Origin of the sequence: Corynebacterium sp. FDAARGOS 1242, assembly GCF_016889985.1 — a bacterium.
Lineage (GTDB): Bacteria > Actinomycetota > Actinomycetes > Mycobacteriales > Mycobacteriaceae > Corynebacterium > Corynebacterium minutissimum_B.
Map to the genome: position 1 here is coordinate 92,950 of NZ_CP069568.1, position 18,453 is coordinate 111,402.

Sequence of the window (18,453 nt, forward strand, 5' to 3'; positions counted from 1 at the left end):
GTTAGGCCTTCTTAGTGGTCTTCTTGGTCGCCTTTTTCGTTGCCTTCTTGGTGGACTTCTTGGTCGCCTTCTTAGTGGTTTTCTTGGTGGCCTTCTTTGTTGCCTTCTTAGTCGCCTTCTTCGAGGCCTTCTTGGACGCCTTCTTCGTGGATTTCTTCGGCGCAGCGTCTTCGTGCTCTGCCAGTACCTTGCGGTGAACCAAGCCCTCGGGTTCAACGCCCAGCATCGACATGAGCGTCACACCGTCCAGGAAATCCTCGGCGTAGGTAGCAACGACGCGGCGCGCGGCGCGGGCGGTCTCTTCCTCGACGGCATGAGTCTGATCAGCGGCAGGCTGAGTGTCTGTGACCTTGGGTGGCACGGAGTCCTCCTGGAATGAAGTGTGAAAGCTTTCAGACCGGCCATTCTACGCTATTGCTCGGCCGGCGGGGTGGTGGGGGCGTCTTTGCCTGGCACCGTGTAGGTGGGGCGCTGCGCAGGAAATTGGGTGGTGGCAGGCCACATATCGGTGACCGCATCGCCCTGCTGGAAGCGAGCCTGCTGCGCCGGGGTCGGTGGCTTCGGACCATACTGCGGTGGCGGAGCCGGCAGGTTGTGACGAGGGGCGAAGGGTGACATAGGCACGCGCGGGATGCGGGCGCGTTGTGCCAGGCGCGTGGCACGGGCGAAGGAGAAGGTGCCCAGGCGCTTGAAGGCGGTGTAGGGGCGGAAGTACTTCGGGCGGCGCAGGCGACGAGCCACGCGTTCACCAAAGACCACGCCAGCTGCTAGCGCGCCGGCGATGGCCATAGCGCTGGCCAGGTTGGTTACGCCGGTGATGATTTGCTCGTTGAGCGTGGCATACATGCCGCGGTACAACGTGAGACCCGGAAGCATGGGCGTGTAGCCCACAATCATCGTGATAAGCGGCGGCATCATGTAGCGGCGGGAGAGCAAACCACCGGCCAGGCCCACGGCCACTGCCGAAATACCCGAGGCCACCACCGTGCCTACACCAAAAGGCACGACGACGGAATAGTAAAAGACCATACCTGCCGCGGCCGTCAATCCGGAGATGGCGACCTCTGTCCACGACGCACCCAGCGCCAGCGCAAAACCCGCCGAGCCGATTCCACCGCACACCACGAGCAGCGGAATCTGGTGGTAGACGGGCGGCGCCAACGTGGCCAAGGGCGGCAGACTAAAGCCCAGCCAGCCGGCTATCTGGATACCCAGGCCCACACCGGCGATAATGGCGCCGGTGGACATGAGGGCCTCAAAGAACTTCGCGGAGGACGTCACCGGCGCGCGCGTGATGCCATCCACCAAACACTGCACCAGCGTCAGGCCAGCCACGAGGACGATAATGCCCGAACCAATGATCTGTGAGGGCAGCATCTGGATGCCGAACTGCGCAAACACGTTGTACAAGATCGCCGCCGGAACAACCGCCAAGAGGCCGCCCACGAGGTTCTGATAGAAGGGCGGCAGGCGGTACTGGGCCAAGAACATGTTCGTGCCCATAATGAGCGCCGAGATGAGGAACGTGACCACGCCGACGAGCAGGTCACCGCCCAGCATCACGGCAATGAAACCACCCATAGCGCCCCAGGCGCTCACGATGGTCTTCTTCGAGTACGGATTCTTCATTGCATCGATATCGTCGAGAATCTTTTCCGCCATCGACGGCGGAGTGGCACCCGAGTGGATTGAGCGAATGAGTCGGTCTACCGCGGACAGCTTGGTGAAGTCCACCGCAATACTCGGCGCGACGCGGAATACGTGCAGGTTACGACGGTTTGTTCCGGTGCCAATCGCGGTGTGAATCGTGATGGTGTTAAGCAGAATCGACACGTGGCAGTAGTGCAGACCATAGGAGGAGGCCACAAGGTGGATCTGCGCCTGGGCATCCGTATTCGCTGTGCCAGCTGCGATGAGAATCTCACCGACGCGCGCGGCAATCTCCATAACACCCGTGACCTGCGCCGGGTCGGTCAGATCAACCGGGGCAAGCGGGGAGGGCGGCGGGGCAGCTTTGGCGGCGTCGATGGTGGCGACGTGTGCCGAGCCATCGCGCAAGCGCTGGCGAAGCGAAGAAAGAACAGACACGGAAAAGTCAGACCTCAACAACATTTCTGGGTTCGATAAATCAGCACTTTAGTAACTGCCGCCGAATTATGCACCTGCCAGTGCTTTTAGTGTGGCGCGGCGCACGCTTCTGTGCAGCATAGAGACCCCGACTTTCCGTCTTCAGGGTGGACTCGGGTACGATTCCCCTAGCGGATCATCCGCGGTGCTGGAGTGGCGCAATTGGTAGCGCAACGCACTTGTAATGCGTAGGTTGCGAGTTCAAGTCTCGTCTCCAGCTCATTTTGTTCGGCCGCACACTATTCGGCGAGGTGGCTGAGGGCGACGTCGATGAGCGCTCGGCGTCGCCGCGGCGGCAGGGCGCGCTCGGTGAGGTGATCATGTACCCACAGCCCGTTCGCAATGACCGACGCTAACAGGACGGACTCGTCTGCCGTGGCGGGGTCAGGGAGCCAGCGCTTATCGACGTCCCTCCATACCCCCTGAAAGTCCGGATGTGACTGTGCGTGGATGGACATGAGGAGTTCAATGAGCGGGTCATTCTTGCCCATCGATTCGATGGCCGCGCGGTAGCGCTGACGTTCGGTGAGTTGATCTGCGGTCTTGCCGCCGGAGAGGCGGATGAGTTCCTCTTCCCAGCGCTCCGCGCAGAGCGTATGACAATCAATGAGCAGCTGGTGCCGGGTAGGGAAGTGGTAGATGAGTCCGGACTTGCTCATGCCGGTCGCCGTGGCGAGGGAATCGTAGGTCAGCGCATGTACGCCCTCCTTCTCGATGATCGCGAGCGCCATGTCGAGCGTTTCGATCTTTTTACTGATGCGGGGCATCGGCACCTCCAGATGTCGGGTTAGTGCGGAAACACCATCCGGTTACTGCGGCGAAGATGAGCATCACCACGGCGAGCCCGGCGGCGGTGCTGAGGTAGGCGTGGGTATAGGCGCTGGAGGATACTCCGGCAAGCTCCGGTGTGTACAGCGCCTCCATACCTAGCTCCTGGATGTCTTCAGGGAGGCCGCGCGTGAACAGCAATGGTACGAGCGAGCCCGTCACCGCGATGGACAGCAGCGTACCGAATTCATAGGAGACCTCCTCCACGCCCGCGGCCATACCGGAGTGCGACGCCGGGGCCGCACCGATGATGGCGGTGGAGGATACTGACATGACAAGGCCCGCGCCCACACCGGTGAGGAAGAGCCCCGCCAAGTAGGCAGGGAAGAGTTCGCGGTGCCCGCCCCACACGGTGCAGCCGATGCCTCCCGCCATGAAGAGGAAGCCGCCGGCAATAATCGGCAGGAAACCCCAACGGTGCAGGTTTGCACCACCCAGGGCAGACATGGGCAGTGCTGCCAGCGCGATGATGGAGATGATGAGGCCGGCATGCAAAGGTGAGTACAGGTCGACGAGCTGAAGCTTCTGTGTTGTGGTCATCTCCAGGCCCGCCATGCCAAACATGGCGCCCGCTGCGGCAAGTACACCTCCCGTGAAGATAGGGGAGCGGAAGATATCGAAGGTGAGGAGGGGATCCTCCAGCCTGTCTTGGCGGCGCGTAAACAGAACGGCGCCCACGAGGCAGATAGCGAGCGCGCCGCCGATGAGCATGGCGTTGAGGTGGGAGCTGGCTACAGACTTGATGACGAGAACGAGGGATGCCAACGTCATCAGCGCATACAACGAGGACAAAGCGTCCCAGTGCTTGGCGGGGTTCGCCACGTTCGGCGGCGCGAGAAACGCGGTGAGTACAAGCGCGATGATGACGATGGGCACGTTGACTAAAAAGACCGACCCCCACCAGAAGTGCTCCAGCAAGAAGCCGCCCACGGTCGGGCCAGCTGCGGCACCGACGACGGCAATGGAGCCCCAAATGCCAATCGCGGTGTTGCGTTCGATCTCATCCTCGAAGGTCAGGCGGATAAGAGCCAACGTGGCGGGCATCATGATGGAGGCACCAAGCCCCAGAAAGGCGCGGGCGGCGACCAACTCCCACGCGCCGGGCGCGAGTGCTGCTGTCAACGACGCCGCACCGAAAATCCATAGACCAATGACAAACATTCGGCGATGCCCAATTTTGTCGCCCAACGTTCCGGTGCCCAAAAGGAGGCCGGCGAGCATCAGGGCATAGGCGTTGATGATCCACAGCTGCTGCAGGGAGGTGGCGTGGAGTTGTTCGGAAAGCTCCGGTAGCGCGGTGTAGAGAATCGAGTTGTCCAGACCGATCATGAGCAGACCTAAGGACACGACTCCAAAGAAGCTCCAGCGGCGCGTCGCGGAGGCACGGAGGGCGTCGGCAGACGCCGTGTTCTGAGTGTCAGTCATGATGCGAAACTCTACCGAACGGCCGTTACAGTTTCAATTCTTCGCAAAGGGTTTTGTTGTTGAGGTCACAAAGGAATTTTTACGTGAGAATCTAGCTTTAATGTGGCGAAACCGGCCCTGTTAGAGCAACACTGGGGTTCTGTTCACAACAAACGTTAGAGAGGAAGACTTCATGGCACGCACATATGCTGCACAACTCGTCGAGATGCTCGAGGCCCAAGGCGTCGAGCGCATTTACGGCCTTGTGGGTGACTCCCTTAACCCCATCGTGGATGCGGTGCGCCGCTCCTCTATTGAGTGGGTCCACGTCCGCAATGAGGAGGCCGCTGCCTTCGCCGCGGAGGCGGATTCTCTCACCACCGGCAAGCTGGCCGTGTGCGCTGCCTCCTGCGGCCCGGGTAATACGCACCTTATCCAGGGGCTTTACGACGCCCACCGCAACGGCGCCAAGGTCCTCGCCATTGCTAGCCACATCCCATCGCGCCAGATCGGCTCGAAGTTCTTCCAGGAAACCCACCCGGAGGCCATCTTCCAGGAGTGCTCCGGCTACTGCGAAATGGTGAACTCTGCTGAGCAGGGAGGCGTTGTCTTGCACCACGCCATCCAGTCCACCATGGCGGGCAACGGCGTCTCCGTCCTCGTTATCCCCGGTGACGTCTCCATGCAGGAGGCAGAGGATGACACCTTTACGTCCTCGGCCATCTCTGCGGGCCGCCCCATCGTCTACCCGGACCCGGCCGAGGCCGCTGCTTTGACCCAGGCCATTAATGAGGCCAAGACTGTTGCCCTCTTCGTCGGCGCCGGTGTCAAGAACGCGCGCGAGCAGGTCCTGGCCCTCGCGGAAAAGATTAAGGCGCCCATCGGCCACGCCCTGGGCGGCAAGATGTACATCCAGTACGACAACCCCTTCGACGTCGGCATGTCCGGCCTCCTCGGCTACGGTGCCGCCCATGAGGCCACCCACGACGCCGACCTGCTTATCCTCTTGGGCACGGACTTCCCGTACAACGACTTCCTGCCCGATGCCAACGTGGCGCAGGTCGACATCGATGGTTCCCACATCGGCCGCCGCACCCGCATCAAGTACCCGGTGACCGGTGACGTTGCCGCCACCATTGAGAACATCCTGCCGCACGTCGATGAAAAGAAGGACCGCTCCTTCCTCGACACGATGCTCAAGAAGCACTACGACAAGCTTGAGCACGTCGTGGAGGCCTACACCTCCGGTGTGGAGAAGCACACCCCGATTCACCCGGAGTACATCGCGGACCTCATCGACAAGGAAGCCGACGAGGATGCCATCTTCACCGTTGATACCGGCATGTGCAACGTGTGGGGCGCGCGCTACATCACCCCCAATGGTCAGCGTGAGCAGATTGGGTCCTTCCGCCATGGCACCATGGCTAACGCCCTGCCCATGGCCATTGGTGCTCAAGCCGCGAACCCGGGCCGCCAGGTCATCAGCTTCTCCGGTGACGGTGGTCTCTCCATGCTCATGGGTGAGCTACTCACCGTGAAGCTGCACAACCTGCCGCTGAAGACCGTCGTCTTCAACAACTCCTCCCTCGGTATGGTCAAGCTGGAAATGCTGGTCCAAGGCCTCCCAGAACACGAGACCGACCACGAGCACGTCAACTTCGCCCAGATCGCGGAAGCTGCGGGCATCAAGCATTTCCGCATCGAGGACCCGAAGGACGCGCCGCGCCTTATCAAGGAGGCCTTGGCTTATGAGGGGCCTGCGCTTATCGACGTCGTCACCGACCCCAACGCCCTCTCCCTCCCGCCGACGCTCACCTTCGAGCAGCTCCTGGGCTTCTCCAAGGCGGCTACCCGCACCGTCTTTGATGGCGGCGTGGGCCAGATGCTCAGCATGGCGAAGTCCAACTTGCGCAACATCCCGCGCCCGCAGGACTTCTAGCGTGTGAGAGCGTTAAGCCTTGGCGGGGTCCTTGACTGGGATAAGGACAAGAGCCCCCAAGAGCAGGACTAGGCCGATGGCGAGCACGCCGCCGCGGTCGCCTTGACCTATCACGGAGACGAAAACTCCGAACAGGAAAGGCGTTAGCCACGAGACTGCGCGTCCCGTCGTGGCGTAGAGACCGAACAGTTCGCCCTCGCGGCCCGGCGGAGCCACGCGAGCGAGGAAGCCGCGCGCGGAGGCCTGCGCTGGGCCAACGCAGAGACAGAGGATAAGCCCGCAGATCCAGAACGCCGTCGCTCCCTGCGCGACGTACATCACCCCGGCCATGGTGGTAAGAATCGCCAGGCAGGTGAGGATAATGGCTTTGGGGCCGACGTGGTCATCGATAAGCCCGCCCACCACCGCGCCAAGTGCGGCTGCAATGTTGGCGGCGACGCCGAACATGAGGACATCGCCAGGCGAAAGCCCATAGACCGAGACTCCCAGCACCGCACCGAAACTAAACACCGCCGACAGGCCATCGCGGAAGATGGCGGAGGCAAAAAGGAAGGCAAAGGCGTTGCGATCCTCCGACCACAACGAGCGCAACGTTCGCCAGAGTTCGCGGTAGGACGCTGCCACGCCACCGGTCGTGTCACCCGACGGGGCAATCTCAGGCACCCGGAGCAACACCGGAATGGCGCTTAAGCCAAACCACAGCGCTGCCAACAGCGCGACAAGCCGTATATTCCAGCCGCCCTCGGTACTCAGCCCCAGTGCGCCGCCCTCGCCCGCTACAAACCCGAAGTAGCAGACGAGCAGCAGCACAATGCCACCGAAATAACCCGCGGACCAACCTAAGCCGGACACGCGCCCCACGTTGTCCTCTGTGGCCACCTGGTTGAGTTGGGCAAAGTAGTTGACTTCCGCGAACTGGATGGTCACGCTGCCGACCGCCAAGCCGGCAAGGCCGAGCCAGAAGTACAGCGGTGCATCGTTGCGGATGAAGAACAAGCTGGCCATGACGAGAAACGTCAGCAGCGACCAGAAACCTAAGGCCCGGCGCCGCGTGCCTAACCGGTCCGAGCGCTGGCCCATAATCGGGGTCACGGCGAAGATGACAAGGCCCGCGACAGCCATGGACCAGGACAACCACTGCGCCGGGGTGAACTGGGACTCGATCTGTTTGCCCACCGAATCGGTGAGATAGACCGAGAAAATGAACGTCACCAGCACCGCGTTGAAGGCGGCAGAACCCCAGTCCCAGAGGGCCCAAGCGGCCACGGTGAGGCGGTCGGTGCGTTGGGAAACGTGTGTCATGGTTCGTTATTTTAGGCAAACATCCAGCCGTCTTTCGGTTCACAGCGCACGCACAGACTCCGCTCAGTACCCTGGGAAGGCGCAATGCCATACTCATCTCTTTGAATGAGATACCTGAACAGAGGCTGCGCCCCAGGTGCCCCGTCGTGGCATCGAGCTCAGCGGAGAAAGGATTAAGCGGGACCATGGATGATTCCAAGGACATCAAGGTACTCGTCGTCGATGACGAGCCGAATATCGTTGAGCTGCTCACCGTTTCCCTGAAATTCCAGGGCTTCGACGTTCACAGCGCTAACTCCGGCAACGAGGCCCTGCGTATTGCTCGCGAGATTAACCCGGATGCCTACATCATGGACGTCATGATGCCCGGCATGGATGGCTTCGAGCTGCTGGGCAAGTTGCGCAGCGAAGGCCTCGACGGTCCTGTGCTGTACCTGACCGCCAAAGACTCCGTAGACCAGCGCATCCACGGCCTCACCATTGGCGCCGATGACTACGTGACCAAGCCCTTCAGCTTGGAAGAGGTGATTACCCGTCTGCGCGTCATCCTGCGCCGTGGCAGTGCTACGGAAGACCAGGATGGCAGCGCCACCATGTCCTATGCTGACCTCACGCTCAACGATGACACTCACGAGGTCACCAAGGGCGGCGAAATCGTCGAGCTTTCGCCCACCGAATTCAACCTCCTGCGCTACCTCATGCAGAACCGTGAGGTGGTGCTGTCCAAGGCGAAGATTCTCGACAACGTGTGGCACTACGACTTCGGCGGCGACGGTAACGTGGTGGAGTCCTACATCTCCTACCTGCGGCGCAAGATCGACACCGGTGATACCCCGCTGATCCACACCGTGCGCGGCGTGGGTTACGTTCTGCGCATGCCCCGCTCGTAGGCTGAAGAGAGCATGAGCGATACCACCACGAACAACACGAACACGCAGGCTTCGGTTTCCGGGGGCACTCCCGTGCGCGAGAAGACCCAGCGCCGTCGCATCCAGCGCCCCAAGGCCCTGCCGCTGCGCACGTGGCTGCTCGTGCTCATGGTGCTTGTCTCGGGCATCGGTTTGGCGATGTCCTCGCTGGCGGTCTCGTCGATTATGCGCAACGTGCTCTATACCCGCGTGGACACAGAGCTGAACGACGCCCTCCATTCCTGGGCTAGCAACCTCGACGAAACCTTCTACACCCAGGACCGCAGCCGCCGCCCACCGACGGATTACGTGGCGATTGCCTATTACCCCAACGGCTCCGTGGTCTCCACCGGGCCCATGGCCGCCATCCCCGATGTCCGGGATGTCTACGTCGGCGGCGAACCGATGAGCGTTGCCTCGACGGAGGGCGACACCGAGTGGCGCGCGGTGGCCGCAGTAAAGCCCGATGGTTCCGTGGTGGTCGTGGCCAAGGACATGACCACAGAGAACTCTATTCTCAAAGGCCTAGCCATCGTGCAGGTCATTATCGCGGCGGTGGTCATGCTCATCATCGCCATCGTGGGCATGTGGTTCATCCATAGGGCCTTGCGGCCGCTGCGGGTCGTGGAGAAGACGGCGTCACAAATCGCGGCCGGAAACCTCGATAAGCGCGTTCCGGAATGGCCGCTGCATACCGAGGTGGGGCAGCTCGCCGCGGCGCTCAACGTCATGCTGGGCCAGCTGCAGAACTCCGTGGTCGACGCGCAGGAGAAGGAGCAGCAGATGCGCCGCTTCGTTGGCGATGCGTCCCACGAGCTGCGCACCCCGCTGACGAGTCTGCGCGGTTATACTGAGCTGTACCGCTCGGGCGCGACGCAGGATGCGGAGTTTGTGTTCAGCAAGATTGACGCTGAGTCGAAGCGCATGTCTCTGCTGGTGGAAGACCTACTGTCCCTGACCCGTGCGGAGGGCAACCGCCTAGATATGCGCCAGGTGGACATGCTGGAGCTGGTGCTTTCGGTGGGCTCTTCGGCGCGCGCGGCATTTGCCGGTCGCACCATCAACGTCAACAATGAGGCCACTGATATCCCCATTGTGGACGGCGATCCGGACCGCCTCCACCAGGTGCTGCTCAACCTTGTGTCCAACGGTATTCGCCACGGCGGGGAGGATGCGTCCGTCACGCTCACGCTACGGGACGATGAGGAGCACGTGCTTATCGACGTCTCCGATGACGGCAAAGGCATCTCTCCCGAGGATGCCTCCCACATTTTCGAGCGCTTCTACCGGGCGGATACCTCGCGTACCCGAGACACCGGTGGTTCGGGCTTGGGCCTAGCGATTGTGAAGTCTTTGGTGGAGCAGCACGGCGGCTCGATTTCTGTGGACTCCGAGCTGGGCCGCGGCTCCGTCTTTACGGTGTGCCTTCCGAAGGCTAAGCAGGCCGACTAGCTGCGGTAGCCTTCCTCGTCGGTGCCGAGGTGCTGGCGGATGCGCGCGGCAGCCTCGTCCATAGCGGCGGGGTCGGTGGCGTCAGCGGCGAAGGCCTTGGTGAAGTCGTAGTCCTCCATCTTCTCCGCAGGGAAGAGGTGGATGTGGGTATGCGGAACATCGAAGCCAGCAATGATGTAGCCGGCGCGCGGGGTATCGAAGGCGGTGCTGATAGCGCCGCCGATTTCCTGTGCGATGGCGTTGAGGTGTGCCCAGGTCTCAGGATCCAGATCAGTCCACTTATCAACCTCCTGCACCGGAACGACAAGGGTGTGGCCGTAGCGCAGCGGTTCGATGGACAAAAAGGCGACGCACTTCTCGTCGCGGTACACAAAGCGAGCAGGCAGCTCACCGTTGATGATCTTAGTAAATACAGACGACATGGCCCCTAGGCTACCGCCAGTTAAGATGGACGTCATGCGCATACTCGTAATTGGCTCGGGCGGCCGCGAACACGCCCTGCTCACCGGCCTCAAAGCTGATCCTTTCGTGACCGATCTTCACATCGCTCCGGGCTCCCCGGCGCACGCGCAGCAGGCCACGGTCCACCCGGAGTACTCCCAGGTGGATGACCCTGCCCGCATGGTGGAGCTCGCCCTTGACATCGCTGCGGACCTCGTCGTCATTGGACCGGAGGTCCCGCTGGTCAACGGTGTGGCTGATGCCTTGCGGGAACGTGGGGTGGCGGTGTTCGGGCCGTCGGCAAGCGCGGCTCAGATTGAGGGGTCCAAGGCCTTCGCCAAGGACGTCATGGCGGCCGCCGGCGTGCGCACTGCCCGCGCGGAACAGCTTGCGCCGGGCGTCGCGGAGGCCGACATTGAAGCGGCCCTCGACCGCTTTGGCCCGCACTTTGTGGTCAAGGATGACGGCCTCGCCGGCGGCAAGGGAGTGGTGGTGACCGAATCCCGCGAGGAGGCCCGCGCACACGTCGACGCAGTCCATGCCGCGGGCAACCCGGTGTTGCTCGAGTCCTTCCTGGATGGCCCGGAGGTCTCCCTCTTCTGCCTCGTCGACGGCGAGACCGTCGTCCCGCTTTTGCCGGCCCAGGACCACAAGCGCGCCTACGACAACGACGAGGGCCCCAATACCGGCGGCATGGGCGCTTACACCCCACTGCCGTGGCTGCCGGAGGATGGCGTGCAGCGCATCGTCGACGAGATTTGTGTCCCCGTCGCCCGCGAGCTCGTTCGCCGCGGCACCCCGTATTCGGGTTTGCTTTACGCCGGCTTGGCATGGGGCAAGGAAGGCCCGGCCGTTGTCGAGTTCAACGCCCGCTTCGGCGACCCGGAAACCCAGGCGGTCCTGTCCCTGCTGAAGTCCCCGCTCGGAGAGGTCTTGCACGCCACCGCAACAGGCCGCCTCGCGGAGCTGGAGCCGCTGGAGTGGGAGGACGGCTACGCCGTGACCGTCGTGCTCGCAGCTGAGGGCTACCCGGCGTCCCCGCGCAAGGGCGATGTCATCACCTCCCCAGACCTTGCGGATCCCGAGAAGATCCTGCATGCGGGCACGGCGACGTCGGAAAGCGGCGTGGTCTCCAACGGCGGACGTGTGCTCAACGTCCTGGGCAAGGGCGCCACACTGGAGGAGGCTCGTGCCAACGCTTACGACGTCATCCGCCGCATCGAGCTGGACGGTAGCTTCTTCCGCACCGACATTGGTGACCGCGCGGCGAAGGGCGAAATTAGTATCTAGTGCCCCGCGGCGTGGAATAATGAGCGACGTGGCTGAAAAGAAGAACATTTCCAACGTCCTGTCCGCTCGATACGCCTCCCCAGACATGGCTGAAATCTGGTCTCCGGAGAACAAGATCATCCTGGAGCGCCAGCTCTGGATTGCGGTGATGAAGGCGCAAAAGGACCTCGGCGTCGACGTGCCCGCCGAGGCCATCGCCGCTTACGAGGCGCAGGTCGATAACGTCAACCTCGCCTCTATCGCGGAGCGCGAGCGCATCACGCGCCACGACGTCAAGGCGCGCATCGAAGAGTTCAACGCCTTGGCTGGATTTGAGCACATCCACAAGGGAATGACCTCGCGTGACCTCACCGAAAACGTCGAGCAGCTGCAGATTCTGCGTTCCCTGGAACTGGTCCGCGATAAGGCGATTGCGGTGGTCTCGCGCATCGGCGAGCGCGCCGCGCAGTACCAGGCGCTGGTGATGGCGGGCCGCTCGCACAACGTGGCAGCGCAGGCCACAACCTTGGGCAAGCGTTTCGCTTCTGCCGCTGATGAGATGCTGCTCGGCATCGAACGCGTGGAGTCTTTGCTCAGCCGCTACCCGCTGCGCGGCATTAAGGGACCGATGGGCACCTCCCAGGACATGCTGGATCTTATGGGCGGCTCCGAGGACAAGCTTGCTGCACTGGAGACGCGCATTGCGGACCACCTTGGTTTCTCCCGTGTCTTTAACTCGGTGGGCCAGGTCTACCCCCGCTCCCTTGACTTTGACGCTGTCTCCGCGCTGGTGGAGCTCGGCGCTGCGCCGTCCTCCTTGGCCACGACGATTCGCCTCATGGCCGGCAACGAGACGGTGACGGAGGGCTTCAAGGAGGGCCAGGTGGGCTCCTCCGCCATGCCGCACAAGATGAACGCGCGTTCCTGCGAGCGCGTCGGCGGCTTCCAGGTGATTCTGCGCGGCTACCTCACCATGGTGGCGGACTTGTCCGGCCAGCAGTGGAACGAAGGCGACGTCTTCTGCTCGGTTGTGCGCCGCGTCGCGCTTCCCGACGCCTTCTTCGCCCTCGACGGCATGTTTGAAACCTTCCTCACCGTGTTGGCTGAGTTTGGCGCCTTCCCGGCCATGATTGACCGCGAGCTGGAGCGCTACCTGCCCTTCCTCGCCACGACCCGCATCCTCATGGCGGCCGTGCGCGCGGGCGTGGGCCGCGAAACCGCGCACGAGGTCATCAAGGAAAATGCCGTCGCTGTGGCGCTTAACATGCGCGAGAACGGCGGTGAGCAGGATCTTATCGAGCGCCTTGCTGCGGATGAGCGCCTCCCGCTCGATGCCGCCGCGCTTGCCGACGCCCTCTCCGACAAGCACGCCTTCATCGGCGCCGCCGAGTCCCAGGTGGCCCAGGTGCTTGGCCGTATCAAGGCCTTAACGGACCAGCACCCGCACGCCGCCTCCTACACTCCGGGCGACATCCTCTAGCTCCCCACCCTTGGCGGTACGTTTTCGCAGACAAGCCCTCTCAAACGTGAGTTTTTGAGGCGCTATTTACGAAAACGTACCGCGCTGGCCCGGTCCATGTACGTTTCGATCAAATAAGGTTGCCCAGATCGAATTTTCTGGCCCTTATTTGATCGAAACGACCATTTAGTCACTTTCTGCTTTATCCGGCGCGTTGTCTGCGCCCTTCGTCGCGGCCTCGAGGGCGCTGCGGGTTGTGCCCAGGCTTGCCGGGTGCGGTTGGCTACGGTTTCGCGGGCTTCTAAGGTGCGCTGCTGCGCAACACCAGCAGCCTCGCGGGCGCGGGCTGAGCCCGACGCGGTGAGCTCGCGGGCAGCGTCGAGGTGCCGGACGGGCTCTAAGTCCTCCGTGCCTTCGACGACTAGGTTGGCAGCCTCGGAGAAATCACGAAGCTGGGCAAAGAAGCGGTTGACCTCCTGCACGGCGCGGGGAGAGTTCCAGTCGATGGCCTTGCGGAACGTCGAGAAGCTGCCGAGCTCATGCGCCGTCTGGGCAATCCCGGACAGGGTCTCCAGAAGCCGCGCAGCGCGCTTGTCTCGCGCGCGGGCCACCGCAGCGGCGTAGTCGGTGGCGGCCTCGCCTTCCACGGCCTCGACACGGTTGAGCTGCAGTATGTACATCTGGTTCTGCAGCTGCACGGTGCGGGCGAGCTCGTAGAGCCAGAAGCGCGCGTCGTCGTTGGTCTTCTGGAATGTCTCCTTGACCCTGCCGGGCGAGGTTTTGGACTGCGCCATCCGCTCGGCCACCGCCGTGAGGTGCCGCAACACCCGGCCTTGCAGCTTGGCCAGGTCGGCGTTGAGATGCTGCACGGCGGCCCACTGCGTATCGGTAACCTTTTCAGTCTCCTCGAGCACGAGAGCGGTTTCGGCAAGCGTCTCCGCCACGCCGTCGAGCTCGCCCGCCAGCGTGTTCTGCTGGAAGCGCAACACTGCATCGAGCTTCGCATCGATGCGCTCTAAGTAAGTCTGCATCTGCGCCATCTGCTTCTCGACGGCCACCTGCTGCATCATCGACGCCAACACCATCGGCGCCGCAGGCGTGAGCAACCCCGCTTTGTCAAACTTCACGTGCTTGAGAAGAGCGCCACCGTTGGCAGCCTTCGCCCCGCGAGGGGTGTCCTTCACGCGGATGACACCAGCCCGAATATCGCCCGCTTCATTCCCATGCGCTTGAGATACGCAGCCGATTCCGCGTCGAGCTTGAGCCACCGACCAGATTCCTTCTGGTACTGCTCAAGGCCCGACAATGCCTGGCCCGCGCGCTGGAGGAGCTGGGGAGTAATGGGAGAGGAGTCAGTACTGTCAGACAAGCGCTCTAGTTCAGCTGCGGGGCCGAGGACGAGGGCACCATCGTCGCTCACGACGACAGCCAGCTCGTCAGAACGAGGGTCCTCTGCCATTAGCCAAGCCCCGGTACACGCAGCACCGGCAGCTCAAAGCCGCCGAAGGCACCGATCGACTTTCCGTTCGAGGCCAGGTAGCCGCCGACCATAATCGCGGTCAGCGCCACCATCACGCCAATGACCGCAGCGCCCGTAGACGAGCTCTTCTCCTGCGTGGTCTCGCCCGGAATAGTCAGCTCCGGAACTTCCTGAATGCCCTCTTCCGCGCCGCGTTCGCGCAGCTCAGAAACGCACTCTTCGAAGGCCTGCGACTGAGCCGCGTTGAAGGCGTCGACGGCTTCTTTCTCCTGTGCCTGGTTTTCCGCCAAGGCGGCGCGAAGCTTAGGGCTAAAATCGCTACCCGTTGACAGCAGCGGTGCCGGGCCCTTCTCAGAGCGGGCGGCTGCTGCGTTGATGGAATACTCGGCGTCCTCAGGCAGCAACACCGACTCGTCCGCCACGAGTGCCTCCGGAGCAGAAGCACCAACCAAGATGATGAGCATGTCCGCGCCGGTGTAGCCGGCCCTGCCCAGCGCGGCGACCGTCGCTGTATAGCCCGGCGCCTTGCTCACGTCCCGTGAGGTGTACGCCGAGAAGTCCAGCTTCGGGAACTGTGCCTGAATTTGCTCCGAGGTTTCGCGGATGGTGTTGATGTAGCCTTCGCGGACGTCGCGAGCCAGCTCGCGATCCGACGCCGACGCCGACATCGAGCACAGCCACTGGCCGTGGGCGGACTCGCGCACGGAGACGTCGGCTGCGTGCGCAGCGGGCACAGACAGGGCGCCGCACACCAGCGCAGCAGAGGTCACAAGAGAGGTCACGCGAGTGCGCATGGTGGTCTAACTCCTCGGAATAGGGACGTATCTTGATGCAGTGTAGACGGGGCTAGGATGGTTGTCATGCGTCCTGAACTTTCTTCCTACACCCACATCGCCTCCGGCAAGGTGCGCGATATTTATGACATCGACGACAACACCCTGCTCATGGTGGCCTCCGACCGCATCTCCGCCTATGACCATGCGCTGGAACCCGCCATCCCGGACAAGGGGCGCGTGCTCACGGCGACCTCGATGTTCTTCTTCGACGCCATCGATTTCCCCAACCACCTCGCCGGCCCGCTCGATGATGAGCGCATCCCCGAAGAGGTCCTCGGCCGCGCCATGGTGGTGAAGAAGCTCGACATGTTGCCCTTCGAGTGCGTCGCCCGCGGTTATCTCACCGGTTCTGGACTCAAGGAGTACAAGGCATCCGGCAGCGTATGCGGCGTTGAGTTGCCCGAGGGACTCACCGAGGCTTCCCGCCTGCCCGAGCCCATCTTCACCCCGGCCACCAAGGCGGAGCAGGGCGATCACGATGAGAACGTGTCCTTCGACGTCGTCGTGGACAAGCTCGGCCGCGAACGCGCCGAGGAGCTGCGTGAGGCGACCCTACGTATCTATGCCACAGCAGCCGCGTTGGCGGAGGAGAAGGGCATTATTTTGGCGGATACGAAGTTCGAGTTTGGCGTCGATAAGCACGGCACCCTGGTGTTGGCCGATGAGGTCCTCACCCCGGATTCCTCGCGCTACTGGCCGGCCGATACCTATGAGGAAGGCAAGGTCCAGCCTTCCTTTGACAAGCAGTACGTGCGCGATTGGCTCACCAACTCCGGCTGGGACAAGGAGTCCACGCCGCCGCGCCTGCCCGAGGACGTGGTCCAGGCCACCCGCGCGCGCTACGTTGAGGCCTTTGAGCGCCTGTCCGGAACCACTTTTTAAGGAGGCTGAATGAACGCACCGATTGCTGCTAAGCACCCCATCACGCGAGAGTTTCACGGCCGCAGCTTCGTCGATGACTACGAGTGGCTGCGTGAGAAAGACGCTCCGGAGACCCGCGAGTACCTTGAGGCCGAAAACGCTTATACCCAAGAGCGCACCGCGCACCTGGACACCTTGACGGAGAACATCTTTACTGAGGTCAAGTCCCGCATCAAGCAGACGGACATGTCCGTGCCCCAGCGCCGTGGCGAGTACTGGTACTACGGCCGTACCGAGGAGGGCAAGGAGTACGGCTACAGCTGCCGCATCCCGGTGGCAGAAGGTTCCGATCCGTGGACCCCGCCGACTATCCCGGAGGAAGGCGCTCCCGACGGGGAGCAGGTGCTTCTCGACGTCAACGCGCTCGCCGACGGCCACGACTTCTTCGCCCTGGGTGCGTCCACGGTGAGCGATTCTGGTGACCTGCTGGCTTATTCGGTCGACGTGGCTGGCGATGAGCGTTTTGAGCTCTTCATCAAGGACTTGCGTACCGGCGAGCTGTTGGAAGACCGCTTGGAAGGCATCTTCTACGGTGCGACGTGGGTAGGGGAGGAGTTCATCTTTTACACCACCGTGGACGATGCCTGGCGCCCGGATACGGTGTGGCGCCATCGCGTGGGAACCCCGCAGTCGGAGGACGTCGTGGTCATGAGCGAGGAGGACTCGCGTTTCGGCATCGGCGTGGGCACGACCCGCAGCGAGAAGTACATCATGATCGTCTCCGGCTCGAAGACGACGAATGAGGCGTGGGTACTTGAGCAGGACAACCCGGAGGGTGAGTTCCGCTGTTTGTGGGAGCGCGAGTCGGGCGTGGACTACGACGTCGATCATGCCGTGGTGGGCGGCACTGACTATTGGGTCGTCACGCACAATGCCACGGGTCCCAACTTTGCCTTGGGGTATTGCGCGGTTGCTGAGGAGCTGCCAGCCCTGCGCGACCTCACCGTCCTCATGCCGCACGATGACTCCGTGCGCATCGAGGGCGTGGATTGCTACCGCGACCAGATCGTCGTGGGCTATCGCCGCGGCGGCATCGGCCGTGCGGCGGTGATGGACGTGCGAGAGGGGTGGACGCCCTTAAGCGAGCTCAACTTCAACGAGGAGCTTTACACCGTCGGTGTGGCCGGCAACCCGGAGTGGGATGCGCCGGTGCTGCGCGTGAGCTATACGTCCTTCATTCAGCCCGCGCAGCTCTTTGACTACCGCGTGGCCACGGGCGAGTACACGCTGCTCAAGGAGCAAGAAGTCCCGGGCGGCTACGACAAGGACGAATACGTGGCCTACCGCGTCTGGTCGGAGGCGCCCGATGGGACGAAGATTCCAGTGTCCATCGTGCACCGCGCGGATCTGGACCGCACGCAGCCGAACCCGACGTTGCTCTATGGCTACGGGTCTTATGAGGCGAATATGGACCCGTATTTCTCGGTGTTCCGTTTGTCGCTCATGGACCGCGACATGATTTTTGCCATGGCGCACGTGCGCGGTGGTGGCGAGATGGGCCGCAACTGGTACGACGACGGCAAGATGCTGGCGAAGAAGAACACCTTTACGGACTTCATCGCGGTGGCTGATGACCTCATCGCGCGCCGGGTGACCACGCCGGAGACCTTGGTGGCGGAAGGCGGTTCCGCAGGTGGGCTGCTCATGGGTGCGGTGGCGAACATGGCGCCGGATAGGTTCAAGGCCATCGAAGCTAACGTGCCCTTTGTGGACCCGCTGACCTCCATCCTTATGCCGGAGCTGCCGCTCACGGTGGTGGAGTGGGAAGAATGGGGCGATCCGTACCACGACCCGGAGGTTTACGACTACATGGCCTCCTACTCGCCGTACGAGAACATCGCGCCGCAGAAGTATCCGAATATTCTGGCGTTGACTTCGCTTAACGACACCCGTGTGCTCTACGTGGAGCCGGCGAAGTGGGTTGCCAAGCTTCGCGACGTCGCCACCGGCGGCGAGTTCCTCCTCAAGACTGAGATGGCTGCCGGCCACGGTGGCGTGTCAGGCCGCTATGCCAAGTGGAAGCAGAACGCGTTTGAGTATGCGTGGCTCATTAACCAAGCGACGGGGGCGGAGGCTTAGGCTTCACC

At 62.6% G+C, this 18,453-nt stretch carries 16 protein-coding genes and 1 tRNA gene; 8 read left to right on the forward strand and 9 right to left on the reverse strand.

What is annotated here, in order from left to right; genetic code table 11:
- Position 1 precedes the first annotated feature (1 nt).
- Positions 2–361 (reverse strand): hypothetical protein, encoded by a 360-nt coding sequence (locus I6J72_RS00450; protein ID WP_204099543.1) that lies wholly within the window; start codon positions 359–361, stop codon positions 2–4.
- Positions 362–411: 50 nt separating this feature from the next.
- The gene (locus I6J72_RS00455) at positions 412–2,088 is read right to left on the reverse strand and encodes a threonine/serine exporter ThrE family protein (RefSeq protein ID WP_204099544.1); all 1,677 of its coding nucleotides are present in this window, start codon (positions 2,086–2,088) and stop codon (positions 412–414) included.
- Between the two features lie 186 nt (positions 2,089–2,274).
- On the opposite strand from I6J72_RS00455, the gene I6J72_RS00460 reads away from it, so the two are divergent.
- Positions 2,275–2,347 (forward strand) — tRNA-Thr (locus I6J72_RS00460).
- 19 nt (positions 2,348–2,366) lie between these two features.
- Here I6J72_RS00460 and I6J72_RS00465 read toward each other — a convergent pair.
- Together I6J72_RS00465 and I6J72_RS00470 are read right to left on the reverse strand one after the other, a co-directional pair.
- The gene (locus I6J72_RS00465; protein ID WP_204099545.1) at positions 2,367–2,894 is read right to left on the reverse strand and encodes a TetR/AcrR family transcriptional regulator; all 528 of its coding nucleotides are present in this window, start codon (positions 2,892–2,894) and stop codon (positions 2,367–2,369) included.
- Positions 2,878–4,380 carry an MFS transporter gene (locus tag I6J72_RS00470; RefSeq protein ID WP_115023558.1) on the reverse strand — a complete coding sequence of 501 codons (1,503 nt, stop codon included), beginning with the start codon at positions 4,378–4,380 and terminating at the stop codon, positions 2,878–2,880. Before I6J72_RS00470 ends, I6J72_RS00465 begins: the two co-directional genes overlap by 17 nt.
- A 172-nt stretch (positions 4,381–4,552) precedes the next feature.
- Here I6J72_RS00470 and I6J72_RS00475 point away from each other — a divergent pair, with 172 nt between their 5' ends.
- Complete coding sequence (locus tag I6J72_RS00475; RefSeq protein WP_204099546.1) at positions 4,553–6,298, forward strand: pyruvate dehydrogenase; 1,746 nt, start codon at positions 4,553–4,555, stop codon at positions 6,296–6,298.
- Positions 6,299–6,310: 12 nt separating this feature from the next.
- Here the strand turns inward: I6J72_RS00475 and I6J72_RS00480 are convergent, their stop codons facing one another.
- Positions 6,311–7,600: an MFS transporter gene (locus tag I6J72_RS00480; RefSeq protein ID WP_204099547.1), complete on the reverse strand. Its 1,290-nt coding sequence runs from the start codon at positions 7,598–7,600 to the stop codon at positions 6,311–6,313.
- A 185-nt stretch (positions 7,601–7,785) separates the two neighbouring features.
- On the opposite strand from I6J72_RS00480, the gene I6J72_RS00485 reads away from it, so the two are divergent.
- On the forward strand, positions 7,786–8,490 hold the full coding sequence (locus I6J72_RS00485) for a response regulator transcription factor (RefSeq protein WP_115023552.1): 705 nt from the start codon (positions 7,786–7,788) through the stop codon (positions 8,488–8,490).
- Between the two features lie 12 nt (positions 8,491–8,502).
- Positions 8,503–9,960, forward strand: a complete 1,458-nt coding sequence (locus tag I6J72_RS00490) for a HAMP domain-containing sensor histidine kinase (RefSeq protein WP_204099548.1) — start codon at positions 8,503–8,505, stop codon at positions 9,958–9,960.
- On the opposite strand, the gene I6J72_RS00495 is transcribed toward I6J72_RS00490, so the two are convergent.
- Positions 9,957–10,382: an HIT family protein gene (locus tag I6J72_RS00495; protein ID WP_115023548.1), complete on the reverse strand. Its 426-nt coding sequence runs from the start codon at positions 10,380–10,382 to the stop codon at positions 9,957–9,959. The two genes, I6J72_RS00490 and I6J72_RS00495, sit on opposite strands and share 4 nt — an antisense overlap.
- 34 nt (positions 10,383–10,416) lie before the next feature.
- Between I6J72_RS00495 and purD the strand changes: the two genes are divergently transcribed.
- Together purD and purB are read left to right on the forward strand one after the other, a co-directional pair.
- A complete protein-coding gene (gene purD, locus I6J72_RS00500; RefSeq protein ID WP_204099549.1) occupies positions 10,417–11,691 on the forward strand; it encodes a phosphoribosylamine--glycine ligase in 1,275 nt (424 codons plus the stop codon).
- A 19-nt stretch (positions 11,692–11,710) separates the two neighbouring features.
- A complete protein-coding gene (gene purB / locus I6J72_RS00505) occupies positions 11,711–13,150 on the forward strand; it encodes an adenylosuccinate lyase (RefSeq protein ID WP_204099550.1) in 1,440 nt (479 codons plus the stop codon).
- Between the two features lie 62 nt (positions 13,151–13,212).
- On the opposite strand, the gene I6J72_RS00510 is transcribed toward purB, so the two are convergent.
- Genes I6J72_RS00510 through I6J72_RS00520 form a run of 3 tightly spaced genes read right to left on the reverse strand, consistent with a single transcriptional unit; the run spans position 13,213 to position 15,403 of the window.
- Complete coding sequence (locus I6J72_RS00510) at positions 13,213–14,313, reverse strand: hypothetical protein (protein WP_204099551.1); 1,101 nt, start codon at positions 14,311–14,313, stop codon at positions 13,213–13,215.
- Positions 14,310–14,588 (reverse strand): hypothetical protein, encoded by a 279-nt coding sequence (locus I6J72_RS00515; RefSeq protein WP_204099552.1) that lies wholly within the window; start codon positions 14,586–14,588, stop codon positions 14,310–14,312. The genes I6J72_RS00510 and I6J72_RS00515 overlap by 4 nt, the downstream gene beginning before the upstream one ends.
- Complete coding sequence (locus I6J72_RS00520) at positions 14,588–15,403, reverse strand: serine/threonine protein kinase (RefSeq protein ID WP_204099553.1); 816 nt, start codon at positions 15,401–15,403, stop codon at positions 14,588–14,590. Before I6J72_RS00520 ends, I6J72_RS00515 begins: the two co-directional genes overlap by 1 nt.
- 66 nt (positions 15,404–15,469) lie before the next feature.
- Here I6J72_RS00520 and I6J72_RS00525 point away from each other — a divergent pair, with 66 nt between their 5' ends.
- Complete coding sequence (locus I6J72_RS00525; protein ID WP_204099554.1) at positions 15,470–16,327, forward strand: phosphoribosylaminoimidazolesuccinocarboxamide synthase; 858 nt, start codon at positions 15,470–15,472, stop codon at positions 16,325–16,327.
- A gap of 9 nt (positions 16,328–16,336) precedes the next feature.
- On the forward strand, positions 16,337–18,445 hold the full coding sequence (locus I6J72_RS00530; protein WP_204099555.1) for a S9 family peptidase: 2,109 nt from the start codon (positions 16,337–16,339) through the stop codon (positions 18,443–18,445).
- Positions 18,446–18,453 lie beyond the last annotated feature (8 nt).